The sequence below is a fragment of the Bradyrhizobium sp. DOA1 genome (genome assembly GCF_001593325.1).
Taxonomy (GTDB): Bacteria; Pseudomonadota; Alphaproteobacteria; order Rhizobiales; family Xanthobacteraceae; genus Bradyrhizobium.
This window is the reverse complement of the sequence record NZ_JXJM01000001.1, coordinates 6828003-6852897: the sequence shown is the minus strand read 5'-3', so window position 1 is coordinate 6852897 and position 24895 is coordinate 6828003. Positions and strand designations below refer to the sequence as shown.

The 24895-nt window shown below is 63.7% G+C and carries 21 protein-coding genes and 1 tRNA gene; 9 read left to right on the top strand and 13 right to left on the bottom strand.

Going from position 1 to position 24895, the window contains the following annotated elements:
* Nucleotides 1–54: 54 nt before the first annotated feature.
* From xth to SE91_RS31690, 9 genes are all read right to left on the bottom strand, one after another.
* Complete coding sequence (xth, locus tag SE91_RS31730; RefSeq protein WP_061850461.1) at nt 55–870, bottom strand: exodeoxyribonuclease III; 816 nt, start codon at nt 868–870, stop codon at nt 55–57.
* Nucleotides 871–1087: 217 nt separating this feature from the next.
* Nucleotides 1088–1843, bottom strand: coding sequence for an outer membrane lipoprotein carrier protein LolA (locus SE91_RS31725; protein WP_061850459.1), 756 nt, complete (start codon nt 1841–1843; stop codon nt 1088–1090).
* A 151-nt stretch (nt 1844–1994) separates the two neighbouring features.
* A complete protein-coding gene (locus SE91_RS31720) occupies nt 1995–4475 on the bottom strand; it encodes a DNA translocase FtsK (RefSeq protein ID WP_061850457.1) in 2481 nt (826 codons plus the stop codon).
* Between the two features lie 9 nt (nt 4476–4484).
* Nucleotides 4485–5699: an aminotransferase class I/II-fold pyridoxal phosphate-dependent enzyme gene (locus SE91_RS31715; protein ID WP_061850456.1), complete on the bottom strand. Its 1215-nt coding sequence runs from the start codon at nt 5697–5699 to the stop codon at nt 4485–4487.
* A 253-nt stretch (nt 5700–5952) separates the two neighbouring features.
* Nucleotides 5953–7551: a caspase family protein gene (locus SE91_RS31710; RefSeq protein WP_061850454.1), complete on the bottom strand. Its 1599-nt coding sequence runs from the start codon at nt 7549–7551 to the stop codon at nt 5953–5955.
* Nucleotides 7552–7768: 217 nt separating this feature from the next.
* Nucleotides 7769–9217, bottom strand: coding sequence for an ammonium transporter (locus SE91_RS31705; RefSeq protein WP_061850453.1), 1449 nt, complete (start codon nt 9215–9217; stop codon nt 7769–7771).
* A gap of 38 nt (nt 9218–9255) precedes the next feature.
* Nucleotides 9256–9594 carry a P-II family nitrogen regulator gene (locus SE91_RS31700; RefSeq protein WP_008539518.1) on the bottom strand — a complete coding sequence of 113 codons (339 nt, stop codon included), beginning with the start codon at nt 9592–9594 and terminating at the stop codon, nt 9256–9258.
* A 308-nt stretch (nt 9595–9902) separates the two neighbouring features.
* Nucleotides 9903–11204, bottom strand: coding sequence for an ammonium transporter (locus SE91_RS31695; protein ID WP_061850452.1), 1302 nt, complete (start codon nt 11202–11204; stop codon nt 9903–9905).
* Nucleotides 11205–11277: 73 nt separating this feature from the next.
* Complete coding sequence (locus SE91_RS31690; RefSeq protein WP_060734419.1) at nt 11278–11616, bottom strand: P-II family nitrogen regulator; 339 nt, start codon at nt 11614–11616, stop codon at nt 11278–11280.
* Between the two features lie 247 nt (nt 11617–11863).
* On the opposite strand from SE91_RS31690, the gene SE91_RS31685 reads away from it, so the two are divergent.
* Both SE91_RS31685 and SE91_RS31680 read left to right on the top strand, forming a co-directional pair.
* A complete protein-coding gene (locus SE91_RS31685; protein ID WP_061850450.1) occupies nt 11864–12772 on the top strand; it encodes a DUF4339 domain-containing protein in 909 nt (302 codons plus the stop codon).
* 33 nt (nt 12773–12805) lie between these two features.
* Entirely contained in the window at nt 12806–13669 is an 864-nt protein-coding gene (locus tag SE91_RS31680) for a DUF4339 domain-containing protein (protein WP_061850448.1), read from the top strand.
* Here the strand turns inward: SE91_RS31680 and tesB are convergent.
* Nucleotides 13666–14529, bottom strand: coding sequence for an acyl-CoA thioesterase II (gene tesB / locus SE91_RS31675; protein ID WP_008539513.1), 864 nt, complete (start codon nt 14527–14529; stop codon nt 13666–13668). The genes SE91_RS31680 and tesB overlap by 4 nt on opposite strands.
* Nucleotides 14530–14649: 120 nt before the next feature.
* Here tesB and SE91_RS31670 point away from each other — a divergent pair, with 120 nt between their 5' ends.
* Nucleotides 14650–15870: a ubiquinone biosynthesis hydroxylase gene (locus SE91_RS31670; protein ID WP_061850446.1), complete on the top strand. Its 1221-nt coding sequence runs from the start codon at nt 14650–14652 to the stop codon at nt 15868–15870.
* A gap of 68 nt (nt 15871–15938) precedes the next feature.
* Here the strand turns inward: SE91_RS31670 and SE91_RS31665 are convergent, their stop codons facing one another.
* A complete protein-coding gene (locus SE91_RS31665; RefSeq protein ID WP_007598651.1) occupies nt 15939–16136 on the bottom strand; it encodes a Trm112 family protein in 198 nt (65 codons plus the stop codon).
* A 274-nt stretch (nt 16137–16410) separates the two neighbouring features.
* Here SE91_RS31665 and SE91_RS31660 point away from each other — a divergent pair, with 274 nt between their 5' ends.
* The 3 genes from SE91_RS31660 to SE91_RS31650 all read left to right on the top strand — a co-directional run bounded on the left by SE91_RS31660 (nt 16411) and on the right by SE91_RS31650 (nt 20032).
* Nucleotides 16411–16689, top strand: a complete 279-nt coding sequence (locus tag SE91_RS31660; RefSeq protein ID WP_061851427.1) for a PepSY domain-containing protein — start codon at nt 16411–16413, stop codon at nt 16687–16689.
* 84 nt (nt 16690–16773) lie between these two features.
* Nucleotides 16774–17343, top strand: coding sequence for a cytochrome b/b6 domain-containing protein (locus SE91_RS31655; protein WP_061850445.1), 570 nt, complete (start codon nt 16774–16776; stop codon nt 17341–17343).
* Between the two features lie 187 nt (nt 17344–17530).
* Entirely contained in the window at nt 17531–20032 is a 2502-nt protein-coding gene (locus tag SE91_RS31650) for an EAL domain-containing protein (protein ID WP_061851426.1), read from the top strand.
* 4 nt (nt 20033–20036) lie between these two features.
* Here SE91_RS31650 and SE91_RS31645 read toward each other — a convergent pair whose 3' ends face one another.
* Nucleotides 20037–20714 (bottom strand): LON peptidase substrate-binding domain-containing protein, encoded by a 678-nt coding sequence (locus tag SE91_RS31645; protein WP_008539506.1) that lies wholly within the window; start codon nt 20712–20714, stop codon nt 20037–20039.
* 85 nt (nt 20715–20799) lie between these two features.
* A complete protein-coding gene (gene trxA / locus SE91_RS31640) occupies nt 20800–21723 on the bottom strand; it encodes a thioredoxin (RefSeq protein WP_061850444.1) in 924 nt (307 codons plus the stop codon).
* A 272-nt stretch (nt 21724–21995) separates the two neighbouring features.
* Here trxA and SE91_RS31635 point away from each other — a divergent pair.
* From SE91_RS31635 to SE91_RS31625, 3 genes are all read left to right on the top strand, one after another.
* A tRNA-Gly gene (locus SE91_RS31635) sits at nt 21996–22070 on the top strand.
* Nucleotides 22071–22160: 90 nt separating this feature from the next.
* Entirely contained in the window at nt 22161–23147 is a 987-nt protein-coding gene (locus SE91_RS31630) for an NAD-dependent epimerase/dehydratase family protein (RefSeq protein ID WP_061850443.1), read from the top strand.
* Nucleotides 23148–23521: 374 nt separating this feature from the next.
* On the top strand, nt 23522–24802 hold the full coding sequence (locus SE91_RS31625) for a PQQ-dependent sugar dehydrogenase (protein WP_061850442.1): 1281 nt from the start codon (nt 23522–23524) through the stop codon (nt 24800–24802).
* Nucleotides 24803–24895: the final 93 nt, after the last annotated feature.

The following is a 24895-nucleotide window of genomic DNA, read 5'->3' as shown; positions in this document are numbered from 1 at the left end:
GAAAGATTGTCCCGGATTTCGCTGCGCTCCATCCGGGCTACGAACTTTCCGAGATTAGACGTCCAATGTCACCGTCACAGGCACATGGTCCGACGGCCGCTCCCAGCTCCGCGCATCGCGCAAAATCTTGAAATCCTGAACCGCGTCCTTCAGCGCGCGCGAGACCCAGATGTGGTCGAGCCTGCGGCCGCGATCGCCGACGGTCCAGTCGGCGGAGCGGTAGCTCCACCACGTATAAACCTTCTCCGACATCGGGATGCGGTCGCGTGCGACATCGATCCATTCGCCGGCCTCGAGCGCGGCCTGCAGCTTCTCGGTCTCGACAGGCGTGTGCGAGACCACCTTCAAGAGCTGCTTGTGCGACCACACGTCGTTCTCGTGCGGCGCGACATTGAGGTCGCCGACCAGGATGTGCCTGTCATCACCGCGCGGATGCAGCGGCTCGCACGCTTTCATCTCGTCGAGGAAGCGAAGCTTGTGGTCGAATTTCTCGTTCAGCGCAGGATCGGGAATGTCGCCGCCGGCCGGCACGTAGAAATTATGCAGCACCAGCGGCTTTGCGATCTGCGCCTTCTCGCCAAACGACACCGAGATATGGCGCGAATCCACCTTGTCGCAGAAGGTTCGGATGTCCTTCGATTCGAACGGAATCTTCGAGACGATGGCGACGCCGTGATAGCCCTTCTGCCCGTTCAGCGCGACATGCTCATAGCCGAGCCGCTTGAAGCGCTTCAGCGGAAAGGCGTCGTCGATGCACTTGGTTTCCTGCAGACACAGCACGTCCGGCCGCGCGCTCTTGAGGAATTTCGCGACCAGATCGATGCGCAGCCGCACCGAATTGATGTTCCAGGTTGTCAGGGAAAAACGCATGGGAAATGCGTATTAGCAATCTCTATTAGGGCGGGCAAAGGCGCAGAGCACAGTGCCCACCATCTTTTCAGGCTTGCGCGCGAGCGGTGTTACCGGTTGCGTGCCCCGGACGCTGCGCGGCACGAAGTGACGCGCTGCAGAGCCGGGGCCCATGTTGCGGCATTCTGGATCCCGGCTCTGCGCTCCGCTTCGCTGCGCTTGTCCGGGACACGAGAGCTCAACCCGGCGATGGGCCGTAATTGGTGAAATCGATCTTGAACATGCTGGGATCGAGCTTCTTGCTCGAATCCAGATTGTAGACCGCGATCGTGGTGTCGTAGCCCTGCGGGTCGGTGACGGTCCATTGCTTCAGCTGGCCGTCCTTGGCGCCGAACATCAGGAGAAGACGGCTGGTGCCGACCAGCGCCTGCTTCTCCTCGATGGTGACGCTGATGAAGACGTCGTCGGCCGAGACGTTGACGACATTGGTGTCCTTCATCAGGTCGATGCGGTCGGACAGCAGGAAGCGCAGCGGCGTCTGTGAAAGCGGATAGACGTCCTGGGTCGCGAGCTTGCGGTCGCGCACCACGAGTGACGAACCGTCGGCGACAATGTCGATCGGACTCGGCGCGTTGTATTCGAAGCGCACTTTGCCCGGCTTCTGGATGTAGAAGTCGCCCTGCGTCTTGCTGCCGTCGGGGCCGACCTGAACGAAGTTCCCGACCAGCGTCTGCAGCGACGACAGATAGGCGCTGACCTTGGCCGCCTGCGCCTTCTGGTTGGCATCGAAGGTCTGGAAAATGCTGCTCGGCACGTTGCGGCGCGGATCCGGAATGATTGGATTGGGCGGCGCCTGCGTCGCGCCCGTGATCGTGGGCCCGCCGGGAGCCGGACCGCCTTCGCGGCCCTTCGGCGCAGGCTTCGGCACGGGCACGTTCTGCGCCAGCGACGCAGTGGTCACTATCGCGGCGGTGACGAGAAGTACGCCGGCCACGCGCGTGCTTCGCGCAGCGATGGTGGCAGCGAATCGAATGTCCGGTTGTCTGATCAACGCGTCTTCCTAACGGGGCTGGCGTCTTTTAGCGTGATTTCGGGCAAAAGCAGATATCGATTCTGCGTGAAATAATGTTTGGAGGCCCCCTGCCTCACATATGGCTGTCTTCTTCTTCGACCAGAATCTCGCGCTTGCCGGCGTGGTTGGCGGGGCCGACGATGCCCTCCAGTTCCATGCGCTCCATCAGCGATGCGGCGCGGTTATAGCCGATCTGCAGGCGGCGCTGGATGTAGCTGGTCGAGGCCTTGCGGTCGCGTTTGACGATCGCGACGGCCTGCGCGAACAGATCGCCGCCGCCGTCGGCGCCCATGCCGGTCGCGTCGAACACCGCGCCATCCTCGTCCTCGGTCGGCTCTTCGGCGGTGACCGCTTCGAGATATTCCGGCTGCCCCTGCGTCTTCAGGTGGCGCACCACCTTCTCGACCTCCTCGTCGGAGGCGAACGGTCCGTGCACGCGGCTGATACGGCCGCCGCCCGCCATGTAGAGCATGTCGCCCTGGCCGAGCAGCTGTTCGGCGCCCATTTCGCCGAGGATGGTGCGGCTGTCGATCTTCGACGTCACCTGGAAGGCGATGCGGGTCGGGAAATTGGCCTTGATGGTGCCGGTGATGACGTCGACCGACGGGCGCTGCGTCGCCAGGATCACGTGCAGGCCGGCGGCACGCGCCATCTGCGCGAGGCGCTGCACCGCGCCTTCGATGTCCTTGCCGGCGACCATCATCAGGTCGGCCATTTCGTCGACGATGATGACGATATAGGGCAGCGGATCTAGCGAGAGCTTCTCTTCCTCGTAGATGGCCTTGCCAGTCTCCTTGTCAAAGCCGGTATGCACCGTGCGCGTCGGCTCCTCGCCCTTGGCTTTCAGTTCCAGCAGGCGCGTGTTGTAGCCGTCGATGTTGCGTACGCCGAGCTTGGCCATGTTCTTGTAGCGCTCTTCCATCTCGCGCACGGCCCATTTCAGCGCGACCACCGCTTTCTTCGGATCGGTCACGACGGGCGTGAGCAGATGGGGAATGCCGTCATAGACGGAGAGTTCGAGCATCTTTGGATCGACCATGATCAGCCGGCACTGATCCGGCCGCAGCCTGTAGACGAGGCTGAGGATCATGGTGTTGATGGCGACCGATTTGCCCGAGCCGGTTGTACCGGCGATCAGCATATGCGGCGTGCGGGCGAGATCGATGATGACGGGGTCGCCGCCGATGGTCTTGCCGAGGCAGAGCGGCAGCTTGGCGACGGTGTCGGTCGCTTCCTTCGCCACCAGCAGTTCGCGCAGATAAACCTTCTCGCGATGCGCGTTCGGCAATTCGATGCCGATCGCGTTGCGGCCGGGCACGACCGCGACGCGCGCCGACAGCGCGCTCATCGAGCGGGCGATGTCGTCGGCAAGTCCGATCACGCGCGAGGACTTGATGCCGGGCGCCGGCTCCAGCTCGTACAGCGTGACCACCGGACCCGGATTGGCTTTGACGATCTCGCCGCGCACGCCGAAATCCTGCAGCACGCCCTCGAGCGAACGCGAATTGGTCTCCAGCTCGGCCTTGCTGAGCGGCTGGCGGTCGCCGGCCTTCGGCGCGGCCAGCATCGACACGGAGGGAAGATCGAACTTGTCGGAGGATTTCTTGGCAGGAGTTTTCGGCGCAGCCTTCTTGCGCGGCGCGCGCGCGGCCGGCTCCTCCTCTTCCTCTTGCTCCTCGGCCTCTTCTTCCTCGTGCTCGTCTTCGTAGTCCTCGTCTTCCGCTTGCGGCGAGATCGGAGGCGCGGTGCGGCCGCTGCCGAGATTCGGCTCCTGGCGGCTGAATGCGGCGGCCTTGGTCTTGGGGCCGCTCGAGACCAGCGAGCGGTAGGCGGCGCCAAGCAGCCAACCCAGCCGCGCCTTGGTGCTCATCAGCGCATGGAACAGCCAGCCCAGCGACACCGAACCACGATCGCCCTCCTCGTCTTCGTCGAGCGGCTTGTCGTCGTCCTCGATGGCCGCGAGTTCTTCATCGTGCTCGCGTGCGCCGAGACCGCAGGCGATCAGGAAGGTCGCAGCCATCGCGGCGAACAGGATCGTGCCGAGCACGATGCGATAGATCGTGCCGGCTGGCCCGAAGATGACGGCAGGCGCGCGCACCAGGGCATCGCCGACCACGCCGCCGAGGCCGGTCGGCAACGGCCAGGCGCCGCCATGCTGAAAGCAGCTGACGAAGCCCGCCGCGATCACCGTGCAGAGAATCCAGGAGCCCAGCCGCAGCGCTTCGCGATCGAACGGGCGATGCGTCATCATGCGCCAGCCCCAGACTGCGACGGTCAGGACCAGCATGATCGCGCCGAGCCCGAGGATCTGCATCGCAAGGTCGGCGCCGATCGCGCCGGCGTAACCGAGGATGTTGCGGATCGGCCGCGAGGTGGCGTGGCTGAGGCTGGGATCCTGCACCGACCAGGTCATCAGCCCCGCCGTGGCGACGCCCGACAGCCCGATCAGACCGAGCCCGGTGAGTTCGCGCATCCGGCGCGCCAGTCCCTCGCGGATCGAGGGCGGCAGATGGCCGACCAGTGGAATGACACGTTCGATTGCCGACATGCTCATGGGCCCCGCCTAACCCAGAGTCTCGACCAGCCGGTGCAGCGCCTGCGCCGTGGTCTCGCTATCCTGCACCAGCGCGAGGCGAATGTAGCCCGCGCCGGGATTGAATCCGTCAGGCTGCTGCCGTGCCAGGAAGCTGCCGGGCACCACGCGCACGCCGGCTTCCTTGAAGAGCTTCAAGGTCACCGAGACGTCGTCGCCGATCTCGGACGTGTTGAGCCAGACGCAGAAGCCGGCGTCGGGACGGCGATAGCCGTAGCGGTTGCCGATGATCTGGTCGGCGAGATCGAACTTGATCCGGTAGAGCCTGCGATTCTCCTCGACATGCGCCTCATCGCCATAGGCGAAGGTCGCGACATGCTGGAGCGGCACCGGCACCTGCGGCGCTGCGATGTTGCGCAGCTCCAGGAACATGCCGATGAACGTCTTGTCGCCGGCGGCGAAGCCGACGCGCAGGCCCGGAAGGTTCGAGCGCTTCGACAACGATTGGAACGCGGCCACGCGGGTGAAATCCGCCCCCGCACATTCGAGGGCACTGCCCGGTGCTTCGCGGGTGTAGATCTCCGAATAGCATTCGTCGCTGAGGATCATGAAGCCGTAGCGATCGGCGAGGCTCTTCAGGCGCGTGAAGTAGTCGCGCGAGGCGACCGACCCCTGCGGATTGGCCGGCGAGGCCAGATAGAACGCCACGGTGCGCGCCAGCGTCGCCTCGTCGATGGCGTCGAGATCGGGCAGGAAGCCGTTCTCGACGGTGGTCGGCAGATAGACCGGCTCGCAGGCTGCGGCGAGGGCACCGGCGCCATAGACCGGATAGAACGGGTTCGGCATCAGGATTGCGGGCTTGCCGGGGCGCGGACCGACATAGCGCGCGGCCGCGATCGCGGCGAGGAACAGCCCCTCGCGGCTGCCATTGAGAACGAGAATTTCGCTCTTGGGGTCGAGCGGCCGCGGCAGGCTGAAGCGCGATGACAGCCAGGCGCTCGCGGCCTGGCGGAACGGGTCGGTGCCCTGGTTCATCGGGTAACGGCCGAAATCGGCGATGTGCTTGGCCAGCACGGGGCCGACGAAATCGGGCACGGGATGCTGCGGTTCGCCGACCGCAAGCGAAATCAATGGCTTGCCGGGCTGATGCGGCGCCAGCAGCTCGTTCAGCCGGACGAAAGGCGAGCGCGCGTTGTTGGAGCTTCCACTGGCTTGCGGCGCACGGGATGAAGCGGTCATGACCATTCTGGGCGCCAGCACTCTCGGAACAGCCGGTCGCGCGAAGGCACCGGCGGGAAGCGGTTCAGTTCACCATAGATAGGGCGAGGTTAAGACGCGATTAACCATCGACCGCCCGGCCCGTCCAGAGCGGGAAATGTCTTCATGGCCGCGGGATCGCATGGAACTCCTAAGTGTCACAGGCGTAGATCGCCATCTGTGGCTGGAACTGGGGCGGCTCGTCCATGGCGCCGACTTTTCGGACAGCTTTGCCGTGCTCCTATCGCTTGGCGAGGCCGCAGCCGTTGAAAGCTCGACTTCTCCAGCACCCATTGCTCATGCATTCCGCTTCCTTTTGCACGCAAAATGTTGAGCCGCAATTCGGATGACCGCCAAAGCTGACGCAAGCCACCGCGCAATTTCTGCGCATGATGGAACAACTCATCACGTTGCCGCCCGGCGCAGCCTGTCCGCCCTCGCGCCGATCGGAAGGTGCAGCAGCCGCATTGTCATTGCGCTTTGCGGCGCGCTTCGGATCGGGCTGCCTCCGATCGGCTTCTGCGCTCGGCGCTGATACCTTCGAAAAGTCGTAGCGACACGGCCAAGAGGTTTCAGTGCTGACCCCTGCCCCTTTGGAATCCTTCAGTTCGATCACGATCTTGTACTGATAGGACGATCCGCGAGTGCGGTTCAGCGGATCCTTGTCGCCAATGATACCGTTGACGGAGATGGTACTGCTGCCGTCCGGTTCGATCTTGCCGTCATAGATCACAGAGCCGGGCTTGCCCGCGTCCCCCAATACGGTGTGCAACACTCCGTCCTTGATGCGAAACACATATCGGCGATGCGCTTCCGGAAAAGGCGGCTTGCTTTCGCAACTTTCGTTGACGATCCAGGCCCCGTCGAAAGTCGTCGGGCGCTTCGCGCTTTCGATGGGTCTCGACAGCAGCTCGATGCGGTATTTCGCGAGGTCTGCGAAGGCACAGGACGGGAAGCGAAGCAGATGATCCCTGAATGCCGCGACGGTGCCGAGCGCGTCCGCGCCGCGCCAATGGTCGGCGGCCTCTGTACAAGGGTTAGTCCGGGGTGACGATGGTGTCAGCGCTGCGGTTTCAGCTTTGCCATTGAGGTAAAACTCGCCGAAGAACGACAGTGACAGCTCCGGGACCTGTGATCCCCTGGTGCGCTGATAGACGTCGGCGCCGATCGTCTGGAACACCGTGTTGATGTTGTCCCTATCGCCGATGTGCTCAAGGAACCCACCGGTATAGGGACTGTTGCGGCCGTTGCCGTCGTCGGCTGTGCGACCGGCCTGGGTCGCATAGGAGATGATGGTGCCTTCCGGGCTCTCCATCTTGGCCAGCCCGCGGCCGACGGCCACGCCGCGGCCCTGTCCGATGTTGCGCCGAAGCTCGTCAGCAAATGGATTGTCGCGGCAGGCGTCGAGCACGAGGATGCGCAGGTTCTTGGCCTGTTGCAGATCCGCCAGGATCTCGTCGGCGCGCACCAGGCGCCGCAGATCGACCTCGTCGCGCACGACAGCATCGATGGGCACCAGATAGTTGACGCCTGCGAATTGAAGCGCGTGTCCGCTGTAATAGAACAGAGCCACGTCGGCGCCGCGAGCCGCGCGCGCAAAACGAAGAACGGTTTCCTGCATGGCGGCCTGATCGAGATCGGTCACGACCAGAGGTTCGAATCCCGATCGCTTCAGGGCCGCGCCGACGTCGGCCGCATCATTGGTCGGATTGGCGAGGGTGGGAACGTTCCGGTAGGCACCGTTGCCGATGACCAGCGCGACGCGCTTGTCAGCCTTGGCGTCGAGGGCAGACAAGGCGAGCGACAGCAAACACAAGGTCACGTAACGCAACAGGCGCATGAAACCGTGCTCCGGACGGGAGCATGATATTCACCAGTCTCGGGACAATGCAATTTGGGCTTGATGCAGGCCCAGCCGCTGCGACGATGCGGCGCGCCAAAAAGAAAGGGGCTCCAGCTTGCGCTGGAGCCCCTCAACGGTCGGGGCATTGCCGGGTATGTGCCCGAACCGTAGTTCTGGACGCGGTCTCCGAAGACACCGCGGCCGGGAGGAGAGGTTACATGTTGTAGGCGCGCTCGGTGTGCTCGGTGATGTCGAGACCTTCACGCTCGCTCTCGACATTGGTACGCAGACCAACGATCACATCGGCGACCTTGTAGAGGATCGCCGAACCGATGCCCGACCACACCAGCGTGGTAGCGACAGCCTTGATCTGGGCCAGCATCTGCACGGCGAAGTCGTAGTCGGCGACCTTCGGCGGGATCGCGGTGTAGTCGACGATGCCGGCGCCGCCGAGGGCGGGGTTGACGAGAATGCCGGTGCCGATGGCGCCGACGATGCCGCCGACGCAGTGCACGCCGAACACGTCGAGGGAGTCATCGTAGCCGAGCGCGTTCTTCACGACGGTGCAGAAGAACAGGCAGACCACGCCGACGACGAGGCCGAGGACGATCGCACCCATCACGCCGGAGAAGCCGGCGGCAGGCGTGACGGCCACGAGGCCCGCGACAGCGCCGGAGATGACGCCGAGCACCGACGGATGGCCCTTGATGATCCACTCCGCGAACATCCACGACAGCGCGGCGGCTGCGGTGGCGACGAAGGAGTTGGTCATGGCGAGCGCAGCGCCGCCGCTGGCCTCCAGGTTGGAGCCGGCGTTGAAGCCGAACCAGCCGACCCAGAGCAGCGAAGCGCCGATCATCGACATGGTCAGCGAGTGCGGGGCCATCAGCTCCTTGCCGTAGCCGACGCGCTTGCCGATCAGGAGAGCGCCGACGAGGCCCGCGATGCCGGCGTTGATGTGCACCACGGTGCCGCCAGCGAAATCGATCGCGCCCATCTTGAAGATCCAGCCGGCGTCGGCATTGAGCTCGTCGAGCTTGGCCTGCGCCGCGGTCTTTGCCGCCGCGTCAGTCGCAGCAGCGAGCGCCTTGGCCGCATCCTGGATCAGGTCCGGACCCTGCCAGTACCAGACCATGTGCGCGATCGGGAAATAGACCAGCGTGACCCAGAGCGGAACGAACAGCGCGATCGCCGCGAACTTCATGCGTTCGGCGAAGGCGCCGACGATGAGCGCGGGCGTGATCGCCGCGAAGGTCATCTGGAAGCAGACATAGATCAGCTCCGAGATGTTGGCGTCGACCGAGAAGGTCGCGGCCTTCGTGTCGGTGGTGACGCCCATCATGAAGGCCTTGGAGAAGCCGCCGATGAAGTCGGAGCCGCCGGTGAAGGTGAGGCTGTAGCCGTACACGGCCCAGATCACGCAGACGACGCAGACGGTGTAGAACACCTGCATCAGGACCGAGAGCATGTTCTTGGAACGAACGAGACCGCCGTAGAACAGCGCGAGGCCTGGGATCGTCATCAACAGCACCAGCACTGTCGATGTCATCATCCAGGCGTTGTCTCCCTTGTTCACCGTTGGCTCGGCATAGGCTGCGGTCGCAGCGAACAGGCCGACTGCGAGAGCCGCCAGTCCCGCGCCATAGGGACGCTTGAACGTCATTGTATTCACTCCTGATTGGATAAAGGTTGAGCGCGAAATCAAAGGGCCGCGGCGTCGGCCTCGCCGGTGCGGATGCGCACCGCATGGTCGAGGTTGATGACGAAGATCTTGCCGTCGCCAATCTGGCCGGTCTTCGCGGCAGACGTGATGGCGTCGATGGTCTTGTCGACCTGGTCGGTGGCGACAGCGACTTCGATCTTGATCTTGGGCAGGAAGCTCACGGCATATTCGGCGCCGCGGTAGATTTCCGTATGGCCCTTCTGGCGGCCATATCCCTTGACTTCCGTCACCGTGAGACCGTGAACGCCGATGGCGGTCAGGGCGTCACGGACTTCTTCCAGCTTGAATGGCTTAATGATCGCCATAACAATTTTCATGGGTCCTATCCCCGCTTGGGCCCGGTCCGGACGTGGCCGGGCGTTCTCGACTGGTTCGCCACGAGGGAGAAGTTCACTACGCGGGCACAGCCGGGACCCGTAGAATCAAATGCCGTGCCAGATCGGGCGTGTTGCCTAACGGACTATGAAAACGGGTGTTTTCGCGTTTGACGGGTGTTGCGCTGCAGTGCGCTAATACGTCGCGCTCAAAACATGGTCACGCCTGATCAAAACGCAGGCACGACAGGCTGCCGACACAATGTTGCTCATGTGTCGGGCAATCCGGAGGTAATTAAGTAGCGCTAGCCCTATTGCAGCGCTTCGCCATGCTGCGAAATATCCAACCCTTCCAGCTCGTGCTCACGCGATACGCGCAGAGGCACGAACAGGCCGACCAGCTTCAGCAGAATGAAGCTCACCCCTGCGGCCCAGACGAAGGTGACGGCGATCCCATAGAGCTGGATCAGCAGCTGCTGCGGATGCCCCTCGATCAGGCCGGCGGTGCCGCCAATCGCGCTGGTGGCGAACACGCCGGCGAGCAGGGTGCCGGTCAGCCCGCCGATGCCGTGGACGCCGAACACGTCGAGCGAATCGTCATATTTGAAACGGTGCTTCAGCCAGGTGCAGGCCCAATAGCAGACCGCGCCGGCGATGATGCCGATGACGATGCCGTGCCAGGGCGCCACGAAGCCGGAGGCCGGTGTGATGGTGCCGAGGCCGGCGACCGCGCCGGAGATCATGCCGAGCACCGAGGGCTTGCGCCGCGTCGACCATTCGATCGCGGCCCAGGTCAGCGCACCGGCGCAGGCGGCGAGATGGGTCGCGATGATCGCCATTACCGCACGCGAATTGGCCGCGCCGGCCGAGCCTCCGTTGAAGCCGAACCAGCCGACCCACAACAGGCCGGTGCCCATTACCGCGAGCGATAGATCGAACGGCGAGAGATTTTCGCTGCCGTAGCCGTGGCGGCTACCCATCACCTTGGCCGCGACGAGGCCGGCGGTGCCGGCCGACAGATGCACCACGAGACCGCCGGCGAAATCCAGGACCCCCATGCTGGCGAGGAAGCCGCCGCCCCACACCCAATGCGCCAGCGGAATGTAGACGAAGATGAACCAGCCGACGGAGAACAGGAGATAGGCTGAGAACCGCATGCGGTCGGCAACCGCGCCCGCGACCAGCGCCACGGTGATGACCGCAAACGTCATCTGGTACAGCATGAACAGCGCTTCGGGGATCGTCTTGGCCGCCGGGTTGACGCTGTCCATGGTCATGCCGGCGAGGAACCAGCGGTCGAGCGTGCCGATCCAGGGGCCGTCGCCGACGAAGCACAGCGAATAGCCGAACGCGACCCAGAGGATCGAGATCAGCGTCACCGCGGCGAGGCTCTGCGCCATGGTCGCCAGCACGTTCTTCTTGCGCACCATGCCGGAGTAGAACAGCGCAAGTCCCGGGATCGTCATCATCAGCACCAGCGCGGTGGCGACGATCATCCAGGCGGTATCGGCGGTGTTGATCTCGGAGCCTGCGGCGTGCGCCGGCGCAGCAATGAGCGACGCAAATCCGATCGGCGCAGCCATGGCAGCTGCGCGGCGCAAACATCCCGCCATCTCATTTCCCCCAGCACGTTAGTTACGTCGCACGCTGTGGCGTCGTTGCCCGGTGCGATCGAAGAAAGTATTTTTAGAGCGCGTCGCTGTCGGTCTCGCCGGTGCGGATGCGCAGTGCGTGGTCGATCGGCGTGACGAAGATCTTGCCGTCGCCGATCTGGCCGGTGCGCGCGGTCGCGGTGATCACGCTGACCGCCTTGTCGGCGATGTCGGAGGCGACCGCGATCTCGATGCGCAGCTTCGGCAGGAAGTTCACGACATATTCGGCGCCGCGATAGATCTCGGTGTGGCCCTTCTGACGGCCATAGCCCTTCACCTCGGTCACCGTCATGCCGTGGATGCCGATCGCCGTCAGGGCTTGCCGGACCTCATCGAGCTTGAAGGGTTTGATGATCGCGACGACGAGTTTCATGGTCAGACCTATTCCCCGGGATGCGCCGCGCCGTATGTCCCCGACGCAGCGTCAATCTGGCATCATTCCGGGCAAATGGCACAAAAAACTTGCAGATTGAAGCGGAAAAACGTTTGGCCAAGGGAGGCCATGTGAACGGCCGCCTCTGTACAGGGCAGCTGTTCATCCTTCACAATGCATTTTTGGCATGGATGCGGTGAACCCAGGCATCCCGGCCGGTACAAAAGTATGTTGAGGGGGGCGCTACATGGCGAGTTGGTTCTACGCATCCGAGGGCAAGCAGCAGGGGCCCTTTCCGGAGGGACAATTTCGCGATCTCGTCGCCCAAGGCGTCGTGCGTCCGGATACCCTGGTCTGGACCGAGGGCATGGCCGGCTGGCAAAAGGCCGCCGAAATCCCCGGTCTGATCGGCGGCGGCGCGCCGCCGGTGATTCCGGCGGGCGGCCCGCCGATGATGGGCGGAAGTGGTTATAGCAACGCCGGCGGTTATGCTGCGGCCGGAAGCGGCGGATCGCTCTCGGTCGATTTCAGCATTCTCGAATTCACCTGGCGCACGCTCGTCCTCATCATCGGCTCGTGCTTCATCATCCCGGTGCCATGGCTGTTCGTCTGGTACACCAAATGGATCGTGCCCTGCTTCAAGGTCCCCGGGCGCCCCAATCTCAGCTTCACCGGCAGCGCGATGACGCTGGTGCCCTGGTTTTTCGGCTTCATCGTCCTCGCGATCGCGCTCGGCTTTGTCGGCAGCGAGATCCTGAGCAATCTGCTTTTCATCGTGCAGATCGTTCTCTACTGGCTCCTGATCAAATGGATGATTGCGAACCTCGCCTCCAACGATCAGCCGCTTGGCCTGAGCTTCACGGGTTCGGTGTGGGCCTATATCGGCTGGAATCTGCTGTTCGCGATCTCGATCATCACCATCATTGGTTGGGCCTGGGTTGCCGCGGCGCAGATGCGCTGGTTCTGCCGCAACATCGAAGGCACGCGGCGCGAGATCGTGTTCAGGGGTAGCGGCCTCGACATCCTCTGGCGCGGCATCGTGGCTGCGATCCTGTGCACGCTCATCATCCCGATCCCATGGGTGTATCGCTGGATCATGAACTGGTTCGCGTCGCAGACCGAGCTCGCGCCGCGCGGGTCGCAGGCGGCCATGTGACGGGCCGCTGACCTCGGGTCGCGAGCGAACAAGATGGCGAATCGGATCTGGTTCTACGCATCCGAAGGCCAGCAGAAAGGTCCGTTTCCGGAGGCGCAATTCCGTGAGCTGATCGCCAGGACAACGGTGCGCGCCGATACGCTGGTCTGGACGGAAGGGATGGCAGGCTGGCAGAAGGCCGGCGAGGTGCCAGGACTCATAGCCGGCGGCGCCGCGCCGCCGTCCCTGCTGTCCGATGGCAGCGGCTACAGCGGAGGCCCGCTATCGGTGGACCTGCCGCTATGGTCGTTCCTGGGATGGTGCATTCTGCTGGTGATCGGCAATTTGCTGGTGATCCCGGCGCCCTGGATGGCGACAGGCTACTATCGCTGGCTCTTCCCGCGCATTCACGTTCCTCAGCGGCCGAACATCACCTTCACCGGTCAGGCCGGCGACATCTGGTACGTCTTCGTCGGAATGGGACTGACGGGCTACGCGGGTTTCATCGACGATATCTTCCAGCTCGCGACGATTCCGCTCCAGGCCGCCCTGTCCTGGATGATCATGCGCTGGGTGATCGCCAATCTCAGCTCGAATGGTCAGCCGATTCCGATGGCGTTCAATGGCAGCGTCTGGGCCTTCATTGGTTGGCAGCTGCTGATGTTCGTCTCCATGTTCACGATCATCGGCTGGGCCTGGGTCATGGCCGCATGGATGCGCTGGATTTGCCGAAACATCGGCGGCACGCGACGCGAGATGATCTTCGTCGGCACGGGCCTTCAGCTGCTGTGGCGAACCGTGGCCTTCGGCCTGGGATGTCTGCTGATCATTCCGATCCCGTGGCTGCTGCGCTGGTACTTCGCATGGACCACGTCGCAGTTCGGCCTAATCGAGCGCAGCGCGTCAGGACGCGCCTAAGACCTCCGCTCGCGCACGGATCCTTCCTGCGCGACGGAGGCGACCAGGGTGCCGTCCGGCTTGAAGATCGAGCCGCGGGTCAGGCCGCGGCCGCCGCGTGCGCTCGGCGAATCCTGCGCATAGAGCAGCCATTCGTCGGCGCGGAACGGGCGGTGAAACCACATCGCGTGATCGAGGCTCGCCGGCATCATGCGCTTGTCGAACAGCGTGCGGCCATAGCGCGCCATGATCGCATCCAGCAGCGAGAAGTCCGAGGCGTAGGCGAGCGCGCACATGTGCAGCGCCGGATCGTCCGGCAGCGTCGCCGCAGTCTTGATCCAGACATGGATGCGGCCGTCGTCGATCTTCTGCCCGAAATAACGGCCGAGCTCGACCGGGCGCAATTCGATCGGACGGTCTGATTCATAGTAGCGGCGGATGAACTCCGGCATCTCCTTGAACATCGGCTGCTTCGCCACCTCCTCCGCGGTGAGCTTTTCCGGCGGCGGCACGTCGGGCATCTTGTCCTGATGGTCGAACGCGCTCTCTTCCTCGGTGTGGAACGACACCATGATCGAGAAGATCGCGTTGCCGTGCTGGATCGCGGTGACCCGACGGGTCGAATAGCTCTTGCCGTCGCGCAGGCGCTCAACCTGGTAGATGATCGGGATCTGCGGGTCGCCCGGCAGGATGAAATAGCAATGCAGCGAATGCGGCAGCCGGCCCTCGACGGTGCGGCAAGCCGCAACCATCGCCTGCCCGATCACCTGGCCGCCAAAGACCCGCTGCCAGCTCGTCTTCGGGCTGTTGCCGCGGAACAGGTTCACCTCGAGCTGCTCGAGGTCGAGGATCGCAATGAGGTCGATCAGGCTTTTGGACATGATGGTGCTTTCGCATGACGGAACGAAACCGTTCCGCCCTTGTTTCACCGCACTGTTTCGCCCACCTCAAGTCTGCTAGCAAGACCAAGAAAAGGCGAAGCGTTGGCCGGGAAGTCGGGTATGTCGGTACAGGGTAGCATTGTCATCGGTGGCGGCGCGTTTGCGGGGCTGGCGCTGGCGCTCGCGCTGCGCCAGGGGCTCGGACCCGAGATTCCCGTCATCGTCGCCGATCCCGCGCTCAGCACGCGTCCGAGCCGCGACCCGCGTGCCACCGCGATCGTGGCCGCCTGCCGTCGCCTATTCGAGGCGATCGGCGCCTGGGACGACGTCAGGGGCGAGACGCAGCCGATCCTCGACATGGTCGTCACCGATTCCAGGCTGGAGGACGCCACGCGCCCGGTGTTCCTGAATTTTGCCGGCGATGTCGCGCCGGGTGAGCCCTTCGCGCATATGGTCGAGAACCGCCGCCTGATCGATGCGCTGGTCGCGCGCGCGGAGGCCGAGGGCATCGATCTTCGCGCCACCATCGTGTCGTCCTACGACGCGCGTCCCGAGGGCATCGACGTCACGCTCGGCGACGGCAGCGTGGTGGCCGCGAGCTTGTTGGTTGCTGCCGATGGCGCGAGGTCGAAGCTGCGCGAACGTGCCGGCATTGTCACCCATGGCTGGGAATATGACCAGTCCGGCATCGTCGTCACCGTCGGTCACGAGCGCGATCACGAGGGCCGCGCCGAAGAGCATTTTCTGCCCGCAGGTCCCTTTGCGATCCTGCCGCTCTCGGGCAAGCGCTCTTCGCTGGTGTGGACGGAGCACCGAGCTGAGGCCACGCGCATCATCGCGCTGAGCGAGGCGGAATTTCACGGCGAGCTGGAGCGGCGCTTCGGCCTGCATCTCGGCGAGGTCAGGGCGCTCGACAAGCCGCGCGCGTTTCCCCTGTCCTATTTCGTCGCACGCTCGTTCATTGCCGAGCGCCTCGCGCTGGTCGGCGATTCCGCCCATGTCATCCACCCCATTGCGGGCCAGGGTCTCAACATGGGGCTGAAGGATGTCGCCGCATTGGCCGAGGTCGTCGTCGATGCCGCGCGGCTCGGCATGGATCTCGGTGGCGCCGACGTGCTCGAACGCTACCAGCGCTGGCGCCGGTTTGACACCATGGCGATGGGCGTTGCCACCAACTCGCTGAACTTCCTGTTCTCCAACGAATCGACGCTGCTGCGCACGGTGCGCGACATCGGCCTCGGCCTCGTCGACCGGGCCCCGCCGCTGAAGAACCTCTTCATCCGCCAGGCGGCTGGATTGACCGGCGAGGTGCCGCGGCTGCTGAAGGGCGAGGCGTTGTAGGAGCGAGTGGAGAGTGGCGAATGGCGAGTGTTGTCCATTCGCTATTCGCCGCTCCCTATTCGCCAGAATCAATCGATCTTGCGGGCCTCTTCCGGCAGCATGATCGGAATGCCGTCGCGGATCGGATAAGCGAGCTTGGCGCTACGCGAGATCAGCTCCTGCTTTGCGGAATCGAACTCCAGCGGGCCTTTGGTCAGCGGGCAGACCAGAATCTCCAGCAGCTTGGGATCGACGCTGGCTTCGGGACGTTCGGTAGGCGCGTTCATTGGGGTCTCCGGCAATCGACTTGCCTCTAGCATAGAAAATCGGGGGCGCCCATCGCAGGTTCAAGCGGAGAGCATCCGCAGGAGCTGGTTCTCAGGCGCTGCAGCCGCGCTCCAAATCTGTGCTGCGTACCGGCAGCACTGATTTCTTATCGCCTCTTAGAACGAATCTAAAAATTGTCGCCCCCACAGCGGATTGACTTAACCCCCGCCTTTGCTTCCTTCGGCTGCGCTTTGCGCTGAGCACACAGCGCACACGACAGAGGAGGAGACGTTCGTGAAGGTCATTCGTGTTGTTGCCATGGCACTGACGATCGGGATTGGCATGGGATCGACGGCCCTGGCCGACGGTTTCAAGAACTGCACTAAGCTCGACAAGGCGTCGTGGAAGCCGGCCAGCGAAGCCGAAGCCAAGGCCAAGGCGGCTGGCTATGAGGTGCGGCGCTCCAAGATCGAAGTCTCGTGCTACGAGGTCTACGGCGTCAAGGAAGGCAAGCTCTACGAGCTGTTCTACAGCCCCGAAGACCTCAGCCTGAAGCACACGATCGCCAAGTAAACCGCTCCAGGTAACTGCGGCACCCAAGCTGCGGCGAGCGAGCGCCAAGGCGAAACGGGCTTGATGGAACAAGCAGTGCGACAAATGCGCGGGGCGTCCGACAGGAGCCCCGCGAACCCTAAGGTTTCGCGGACCGTCGCAGTCTGGGACCTCCCGCTACGCCTGTGGCACTGGCTGCTCGCGATCTCAGTTCTGATCGCCTGGTTCACGCCGCCCACCTACGACGGACTTCACCGTATCGTCGGCTATACGGTCATCGGCCTCCTCGCCTTCCGCCTGGTCTGGGGCTTCATGGGAAGCCGATATGCGCGCTTCCGCATGGTTGGCGTCAGGCTGCGCGCTGCGCCACACTATCTCTGGAACCTGCGCCGGGGCATCACCGGCCGCTATATCGGGCTCAACCCCGCCGGCACCTTGATGCTGGTGGCGTTGCTGGTCTCCCTCGCGGTGTCGACCATCACTGGTGCGATGTCGGTCACCACCACGTTCTTCGGCGTCTGGTGGGTCGAGGACACGCACCATTATTCGTCGGATGCGGTCATCATCCTGGTCGTGCTGCACATACTCGGCGTGCTGCTGATGGGGATTCTCCAGCGCGAGAATCTGATCCGCGCGATGTTCACTGGACGCAAGCACATTCGCAATCGGTCCTAGACGTTGCTGATCACGGCAGACGTTGTTCGCGCCACCGTCGCGACCTCGACTGCAAATGTTCCCAAAATTGAATTGCGCAGGCGGCGTTAAGGCGCCGGTAAGCATGCAATCAGGCGTTGCGCGAAATTAACGCGAAGAACGCTTGGCCTGTCCACGATCGACCACATTGACGATGGAGCTTTATTGCATGTTCCGCGTTTTTTCCTGCCTTACTGTCGAGCACGATTGGCGGCTCGTGCCGCTCGCTGGCCTGGTCTGCTTCGTCGCGAGTATTGTCGCGGTCAGCATCTTCCATCGCGCCATCGCGGCGCGCGCAAGGACGCGGTCGATCTGGATCGCGATTGCCGGCGCTGCCATCGGATATGGAATCTGGGCGACGCATTTCGTCGCCATGCTCGCCTACGAGCCCGGCGTGACAACCGGCTACGATATCGTGCTGACGGCGCTTTCGCTCACGACGGCTATGCTTCTGACGTCGGGCGGCTTCGCCATTGCGGTCGGCGATTACGGCCGGTGGCGCGCGGGCGCAGGCGGCGTCATCATCGGCGGCGGCATCGCCAGCATGCACTATCTCGGAATGTGGGCGCTGGAAGTGCCGGGCCGCGTCGCCTGGTCGCTGGATCTCGTGCTGGTCTCGATCCTTCTCGGCATGTGCTTCGGCTATGCCGCCCTGTCCGTCGCGATCAAGCACCGGACCTATCGCGGAACGCTGACGGCGGCTGTGCTGCTGACGCTTGCCATCGTGTCGCACCACTTCACGGCGATGGGTGCGGTGCAGATCACGCCCGACCCAACCCATGCAACGGGCGCGCTGTCGCTGTCTCCGGCCGTGCTCGCGCTTGCGATCGCAGGTGTCGCGCTGTCCGTGTTGGGGATGAGCCTGATCGGCGTGCTGGCCGATCGCCGCCTGGCCAGCAGAACCGCCAAGTTCGAGGAGATCATCAGCCAGCTTTCGGATGCAAGGCGGCAGCTCGAAGGTTCGCAGCAGGAATTGCAGGAGCAGACGCTGCGGCTGGATACGGCGATCAACCACATGGTCGAGGGCCTTTGCATGTTCGATGCCGAGAAGCGGCTCGTCATATGCAACGAGCGCTACGCCAATCTGTATCGTTTGCCGCCGCAACTGCTGCGCGCAGGCACGTCGCACTGCGAGATCATCAGGCATCGTGTCACAAGCGGAACGCTCAAGGGCGACACCAGCGACATGGCCGCCGAACAGCTGATCGCGAAGCTGGACGGCCTGTCAGTCGATGCGGTTTCGAGCCGGATCGACGAGTTCGCCGATGGTCGGCTGATCTGCGTGACGAGACAGCCGATGGCTGGCGGCGGCTGGGTGGCAACGCATCTTGACGTCACGGAGCAGCGCCGGTCCGAAGCCAAGATCAACTATATGGCACAGCACGACGCGCTGACGGAGCTGCCGAATCGCGTGCTGTTGAGGGCGCGTCTGGATCAGGCCCTTGCCAATACGCGCAATGGAGCTCTCCATCTGGCGGTCCTCATGCTCGATCTCGATCGCTTCAAGGAGGTCAACGACACGCTTGGGCATCCAGCAGGCGACGCGCTGCTGCGCGCGGTCGCGTTGCGCTTGCGCGAATGCGGCAGGGACATGACTTTGATGGCCCGTTTGGGCGGCGACGAGTTCGCCGTCGTGGATTACGTGACGGATCCGATCGCGGAAGCGGCGTCGCTCGCCGAGACGATCAAGGCTGCGCTCTGCGAGCCCTTCGACCTCGGCGATCACCAGGTCACGGTGGGAGCCAGCATCGGCATTGCCATTGCGCCCCGCGATGGCGCCGATTCCGACGTCATCCTCAAGGCCGCCGATCTCGCCCTCTATGCGGCAAAGGGCGGCGGACGCGGCGCATTCCGCTTCTTCGAGCCGGAGCTGGACCAGCTCATGCATGTCCGCCGCAACCTGGAAAAGGATATGCGCACAGCGCTGGCGCGAGGGGAATTCGAACTTCACTTCCAGCCGATCGTTCGTGTCGAAGGCGGACGAACCGGCGGCTATGAGGCGCTATTGCGGTGGCACCACCCCGAGCGCGGACTGGTCCTGCCCGGCGAGTTCATTCCGCTCGCGGAGGAAACCGGCTTGATCCTGCCCATCGGCGAATGGGTCTTGAGGGCAGCATGCGCCGAGGCCGCCAAGTGGCCGTCCGATCTGACCATCGCGATCAACCTGTCTCCCGCTCAATTCAGGAGCAAGGACCTCGTCTCCATCATTGTCGGCGCCCTGGCGACGTCAGGGATCGAGCCGCACAGGCTCGAACTCGAGGTCACCGAGACGGTCATCATGCATGACAGCGAAGCGGTGTTCGCAGCGCTCGGACAGCTGCGCGAGCTCGGTGTGCGGATTGCCCTCGACGATTTCGGCACGGGCTATTCGTCGCTGAGCTTCTTGCAGAAATTTCCGTTCGACAAGGTCAAGATCGACCGCAGCTTCGTCAGTGAGCTCGCCAGCAAAAAGGAAGAGGCGCGTCGGATCGCCCGTGCCGTGGTGGCCTTCGCCGTCAGCCTCGGCAAGATAACGACCGCCGAAGGCGTGGAAACCGCCGAGCAGCTGGCCATTTTGCGCGAAGAGGGCTGCGTCGAGGCGCAGGGCTACTATTTCAGTCGGCCCATGCAGGCCTCCAGTATCGCGCAACGCGCGCAGCGGAAGGCTGAAGCCGAAGTGTGTGCTGCTTGAACATTTACTGCAGCGGCGGATCGCCGCTGGTGCGTTTCTTGGCGAGATCCATCTCGGTGACCGCGATCAGGATCTCGGCGCGGGTCTTTAAGTCGGGCGCTTCCAGCATGGCCTGCTTCTCGGCGGGACCATAGGGCGACATCATCGCCAGCGCGTTGACCAGCGCCTCGTTGGGGGCACTCTCGACGCCCTCCCAGTCGACCTTGAGATTGTTGGCTTTCAAGAAGTCCGCCAGCACCGCCAGCAGCGCCTCGCGGTCGACCTGGTCTTCGCCCATGCGCGCAGTGAAATCGTCGACAAAGGCGAAGAAATCCACCTTGCATTGCCGGTAAGCGGTGAGGACCTCGAGCTCCTCGACCACCTTGAAGCGCGAGACGCCGGTGAGCTCGAGGATGTAGCGGCCGTCGCCGGATTCGGCGAGCTGGGTGATGCGGCCGACGCAGCCGACGCGGAACAGCGCCGGCTTGTCGGAATTCTTCGGCGAGTGCGCCACATCCGGCTGGATCATGCCGATCAGGCGATGGCCATCGCGGAAGGAATCGTCGACCATCGACAGATAGCGCGGCTCGAAGATGTTGAGCGGCATCTGGCCGCGGGGCAGCAGCAGCGCGCCCGGCAGCGGAAACACCGGAATGATCTCCGGCAGGTCGGCGGGCCCGCGATATTCGATGTTGATCGGCATCAGCCCGGTCCCCCTGGCTTTGCTAGCGCAAGATCCCGAAAGGTCTGAAGCGATCTTCCGAACAGATCATGCTCAAAAGAGGGCCTTACGAAAACAGGATCGTCGACAAACGCTTGCGGCCCTCGACGGTTGCATCATCGGTGCCGCCCCAGGCTTCGAAGAACTGCACCAGCTGCTTGCGGGCGCCATCGTCGTTCCACTTGCGGTCGCGCTTGACGATCTCGAGCAGCTGCTCGGTGGCTGCGGCGCGGTTGCCTTGCGCGTTGAGCGCGGTGGCAAGGTCGAATCGGGCCTGATGATCGAGCGGGTTTGCGGCGACTTTCTGTTCCAGTTCGGCCACCGGTCCCAGCGCCTCCGCTTGCTCGGAGAGGTCGATCGCGGTCTGCACGGCTTTCACCGCGGGATCGTTGCGCTTGGATTCCGGCACCATGGCCAGCGTCTTCTTGGCCTGCTCCATCGCGCCGGAGACGGCATAGCACTTCGCAAGGCCCGCCAGCGCCGCGATGTTGGTCGAATCGTGCTGGAGCACCTCGGCATAGATCTGCGCGGCCGCAGCCGGATCGCCCTCGGCGAGCACCGCCTCGGCCTCTTGCAGGATCTCGGCGAGGTTGGGCTCGCCCGGCGCGGTCACGCCCTTGGTGAGCTTTTCGATGAATGCATTGAGCTGGCTCTCCGGCACCGCGCCCATGAAGCCGTCGGCCGGCTGGCCGTTGACGAAGGCGATCACGGCGGGAATCGACTGGATGCCCATCTGGCCCGGGATCGCCGGGTGCTGGTCGATGTTCATCTTGACCAGCTTGACCTTGCCCTTGGCGGCCTTGACCGCCTTTTCAAGGATCGGGGTGAGCTGCTTGCAGGGTCCGCACCATTCCGCCCAGAAGTCGATCAGCACCGGCTGGCGCTTCGATTCCTCGATGACGTCCTTCATGAAGGACTGGGTGGTGGTGTCCTTGATCAGATCGGCGGCGGCCGGGCCCGCTGCTCCGTTACCCTGGTCGATGATCGTCACGGGATCCCCTCGTCATGTCTGGAATGGCGGCTCTTTAGCACGTCGCCGCCGCCTATGCTTGGTATCGGCTCCTAAATTGGGCCGAATGGGCCGAATTTCAATCCATCAGGGTCGATTCGCCTGTTCCGGGGCCGTTTCGGGCGATTTGGTCGCATTCAGGGTCTATATGGAGCCTCCGAATGCGAATTGATGCTGCCGGTAGCTGTTGCATTCCCCTCCCGCTTTTGGCATACGACAGCCGGTGCCGGCGCGTCACGCGACCGACACAGGATGCGGGTGTAGCTCAGTGGTAGAGCACGACCTTGCCAAGGTCGGGGTCGAGGGTTCGAGCCCCTTCGCCCGCTCCAATTTTTCCCAGAGCATCCAGCCAAACCGGGTCGGTCTGTGGTTTTCCACGCCGCTGGCGGCTGGGTCGCGTCTTCTCTACTGGGTCTGCAATGACAATCCTGGTCACCGGCAGCGCCGGCCATCTCGGTGAAGCCATCATCCGCACCCTGCGTGGTCGCGGGTCGCCGGTCCGCGGGGTCGATCTGAAGGCCTCGCCCTTCACCGACGCCGTCGGCTCGATCGTCGATCCCGGTTTCGTGCGGCGCCAGATGGAGGGCGTCACGGCCGTGATCCACACCGCGACGCTGCACAAGCCGCATGTGGCGACCCATACCAAGCAGGATTTCGTCGACACCAACGTTTCGGGGACGCTCAATCTGCTCGAGGCTGCGGCTTCCGCCGGCGTGAGGAGCTTCGTTTTCACCAGCACGACGAGTGCGTTCGGCTCGCAGCTTCGTCCCGAGGCGGGACAGGCCGCGGTGTGGGTCACCGAAGAGCTGCCGCCGGTGCCGAAGAACATTTACGGCACGACCAAGCTGATGGCCGAGACGCTCTGCGAGCTGTTCTTTCGCGAGCGCGCCTTGCCGGTCATCGTGCTGCGGACCTCGCGCTTCTTTCCCGAGGATGACGATGATCCCGTGATGCGGTCCGCTTACACGCTGGACAATGCGCAGGCCAACGAGCTGCTCTATCGCCGGCTGGACATCGCAGACGCGGTGAGCGCCCATCTGCTCGCCGCCGAGCGCGCGCCCGGAATCGGGTTCGCCCGGTACATCGTCTCGGCCACGAGCCCGTTCGAGCAGCGCCATCTGGCGGCGCTCGCGCGCGATGCCGCCGGCGTCGTCCGCGAGCTCTATCCGGATTGCGCGCAGCTCTATGCGGCGCACGGCTGGCGCCTCTTCCCCGCGCTCGACCGTGTCTATGTCAATGAACGGGCGCGGCGCGAGCTGGGCTGGCGCCCCGAATTCGACTTCGCGCATGTGCTGACTTGCCTTCGCGGCGGCCGTGATTTCCGCAGCACCCTGGCGCGCGAGGTCGGCTCCAAAGGCTATCACGACACGACATTCGACGACGGGCCCTACCCCGTCGCTCGTTAAGCGCCACTCCGGTCATTTTGCTCAATGCATCAAATGCCTGCCCGGCGTTGCCGCGCGCGACCCGGTCAGAGCCGTTCTACTGTGCATGGGGTTGTTTTCGCATTTTGGTTTGGAGCCCCATGCCGTCCAAACCGATTCACGCGCGAATTTGATTCCGCGCTGCAGCGAGAGCCTGGTGGTGACGGCGTTCGCCCGTTGACATTCCGTCTCAATTTTTACTGAGCCCAATTTCGGCGGACGCGGCGCGCTTCTCACGGTGCGCGGATGTGCTAACCTTTCTGCGTCCGTCGTCCCGACGGATATCCAACTTCGCCTCTCGACTACCAAAATAAAAGAAATCGCAGCCCTGACGGCTGCCTTAGGGGAGTGACGCGATGAAATTCCATCGATCCGTCTTTCAATCGGCCCTGGCGCTTGCAGCCGTAGCCCTTTTCGCAGGCACCAGCGTCAGCCATGCGCAACAGCAGGACAAGAGCAAGCCGCTGAAGAAGTACGACTCCAGCACCAAGGAGTTCTGGACCCATCCGCCGGACGACTGGTTCCTCGGCGACGAGACCGAGGCGCAGAAGGGCCTGGCGCCGCCCTCGGGCCCGCCGACCGGCGCTTCCGACGCCGAGCTCGCCAACATCGTCAAGAAGATCAAGCTGCCGGCGGGCTTCAAGATCGAGGTCTATGCCTCCGGCGTGCTGGCCGCGCGGCAGATGGCCTGGGGTGATAAGGGCACGTTGTTCGTGGGCTCGTTCGGCCTCGGCAACGTCTATGCCATCAAGGACAACAACGGAAAGAAAGAGGTCAAGACCGTCCTCAAGGGCCTCAACATGCCCACCGGTCTCGCCTTCAGGGACGGCGCGCTCTACGTCATCGCCGTCGACAAGCTGATCCGCTACGACAACGCCGAAGCCAATCTCGACAAGCTCGGCGATGGCAAGGTCGTCTATGACGACATGCCGTCCTACGCCGCGCATGGCTGGAAGTACATCGCGGTCGACAAGGAAGGCTGGTTCTTCCTGCCGTTCGGACCGCCCTTCAACATCGGCATTCCGCCGACCAGCGTGTCGCAGATCAGGCGCGTCGATCCCAAGACCGGCAACGCCGAGATCTGGGCGCTCGGCGTTCGAAACTCGGTCGGTGGCGACGTCGATCCACGCACCGGCAAGCTCTGGTTCACCGAGAATGCCCGCGACTGGATCAGCGATGACCTGCCCTCGGACAAGCTGAACATGATCAACCGAATCGGCGAGCATTTCGGCTATCCCTATTGCCATCAGGGCAACCTGCCAGACGACAAGTTCGCGATGGGTCACAAATGCTCCGAGTTCACGCCGCCAGTGCTGAATCTCGGCGCGCACGTCGCTCCGCTCGGCATGAAGTTCTACACCGGCAACCAATTCCCCGCCGATTACAAGAACAACATCCTGATCGCCGAGCACGGCTCCTGGAATCGTCACAAGTACCAGGGCGCGCGCATCGTGCGCGTGATCGTCGGGCCCGACGGCAAAAATCCCAAGCGGGAGGTCTTCGCCTCCGGCTGGCTCGAAGGCGACCAAGGTTATCTCGGTCGTCCCAACGACATCCTGCTCGACAAGGACGGATCGATCCTCGTTGCCGACGACTGGGCCGGCGCGATCTATCGCATCAGCTACAGCAAGAAGTAACACGACGTAACGAAGAGGCTGCGACCGGGCGACGGCCGCAGCCTCTTTTGCTTGTGACAGGCTTGCGATGGAACACGTTCGTCATGCCCGGAC

What these genes read in the sequence shown, in the direction of transcription:
- SE91_RS31700 (WP_008539518.1), bottom strand. Translation starts at nt 9,594, where the DNA reads ATGAAAATTGTTATGGCGATCATTAAGCCATTCAAGCTGGAAGAAGTC.
- SE91_RS31680 (WP_061850448.1), top strand. Translation starts at nt 12,806, where the DNA reads ATGGCGAATCGGATCTGGTTCTACGCATCCGAAGGCCAGCAGAAAGGT.
- SE91_RS31720 (WP_061850457.1), bottom strand. Translation starts at nt 4,475, where the DNA reads ATGAGCATGTCGGCAATCGAACGTGTCATTCCACTGGTCGGCCATCTG.
- SE91_RS31705 (WP_061850453.1), bottom strand. Translation starts at nt 9,217, where the DNA reads ATGACGTTCAAGCGTCCCTATGGCGCGGGACTGGCGGCTCTCGCAGTC.
- xth (WP_061850461.1), bottom strand. Translation starts at nt 870, where the DNA reads ATGCGTTTTTCCCTGACAACCTGGAACATCAATTCGGTGCGGCTGCGC.
- SE91_RS31630 (WP_061850443.1), top strand. Translation starts at nt 22,161, where the DNA reads ATGACAATCCTGGTCACCGGCAGCGCCGGCCATCTCGGTGAAGCCATC.
- SE91_RS31645 (WP_008539506.1), bottom strand. Translation starts at nt 20,714, where the DNA reads ATGCCGATCAACATCGAATATCGCGGGCCCGCCGACCTGCCGGAGATC.
- SE91_RS31625 (WP_061850442.1), top strand. Translation starts at nt 23,522, where the DNA reads ATGAAATTCCATCGATCCGTCTTTCAATCGGCCCTGGCGCTTGCAGCC.
- SE91_RS31685 (WP_061850450.1), top strand. Translation starts at nt 11,864, where the DNA reads ATGGCGAGTTGGTTCTACGCATCCGAGGGCAAGCAGCAGGGGCCCTTT.
- SE91_RS31715 (WP_061850456.1), bottom strand. Translation starts at nt 5,699, where the DNA reads ATGGTCATGACCGCTTCATCCCGTGCGCCGCAAGCCAGTGGAAGCTCC.
- SE91_RS31650 (WP_061851426.1), top strand. Translation starts at nt 17,531, where the DNA reads ATGTTCCGCGTTTTTTCCTGCCTTACTGTCGAGCACGATTGGCGGCTC.
- SE91_RS31710 (WP_061850454.1), bottom strand. Translation starts at nt 7,551, where the DNA reads ATGCGCCTGTTGCGTTACGTGACCTTGTGTTTGCTGTCGCTCGCCTTG.
- SE91_RS31695 (WP_061850452.1), bottom strand. Translation starts at nt 11,204, where the DNA reads ATGGCGGGATGTTTGCGCCGCGCAGCTGCCATGGCTGCGCCGATCGGA.
- SE91_RS31670 (WP_061850446.1), top strand. Translation starts at nt 14,650, where the DNA reads ATGTCGGTACAGGGTAGCATTGTCATCGGTGGCGGCGCGTTTGCGGGG.
- tesB (WP_008539513.1), bottom strand. Translation starts at nt 14,529, where the DNA reads ATGTCCAAAAGCCTGATCGACCTCATTGCGATCCTCGACCTCGAGCAG.
- SE91_RS31690 (WP_060734419.1), bottom strand. Translation starts at nt 11,616, where the DNA reads ATGAAACTCGTCGTCGCGATCATCAAACCCTTCAAGCTCGATGAGGTC.
- SE91_RS31655 (WP_061850445.1), top strand. Translation starts at nt 16,774, where the DNA reads ATGCGCGGGGCGTCCGACAGGAGCCCCGCGAACCCTAAGGTTTCGCGG.
- SE91_RS31665 (WP_007598651.1), bottom strand. Translation starts at nt 16,136, where the DNA reads ATGAACGCGCCTACCGAACGTCCCGAAGCCAGCGTCGATCCCAAGCTG.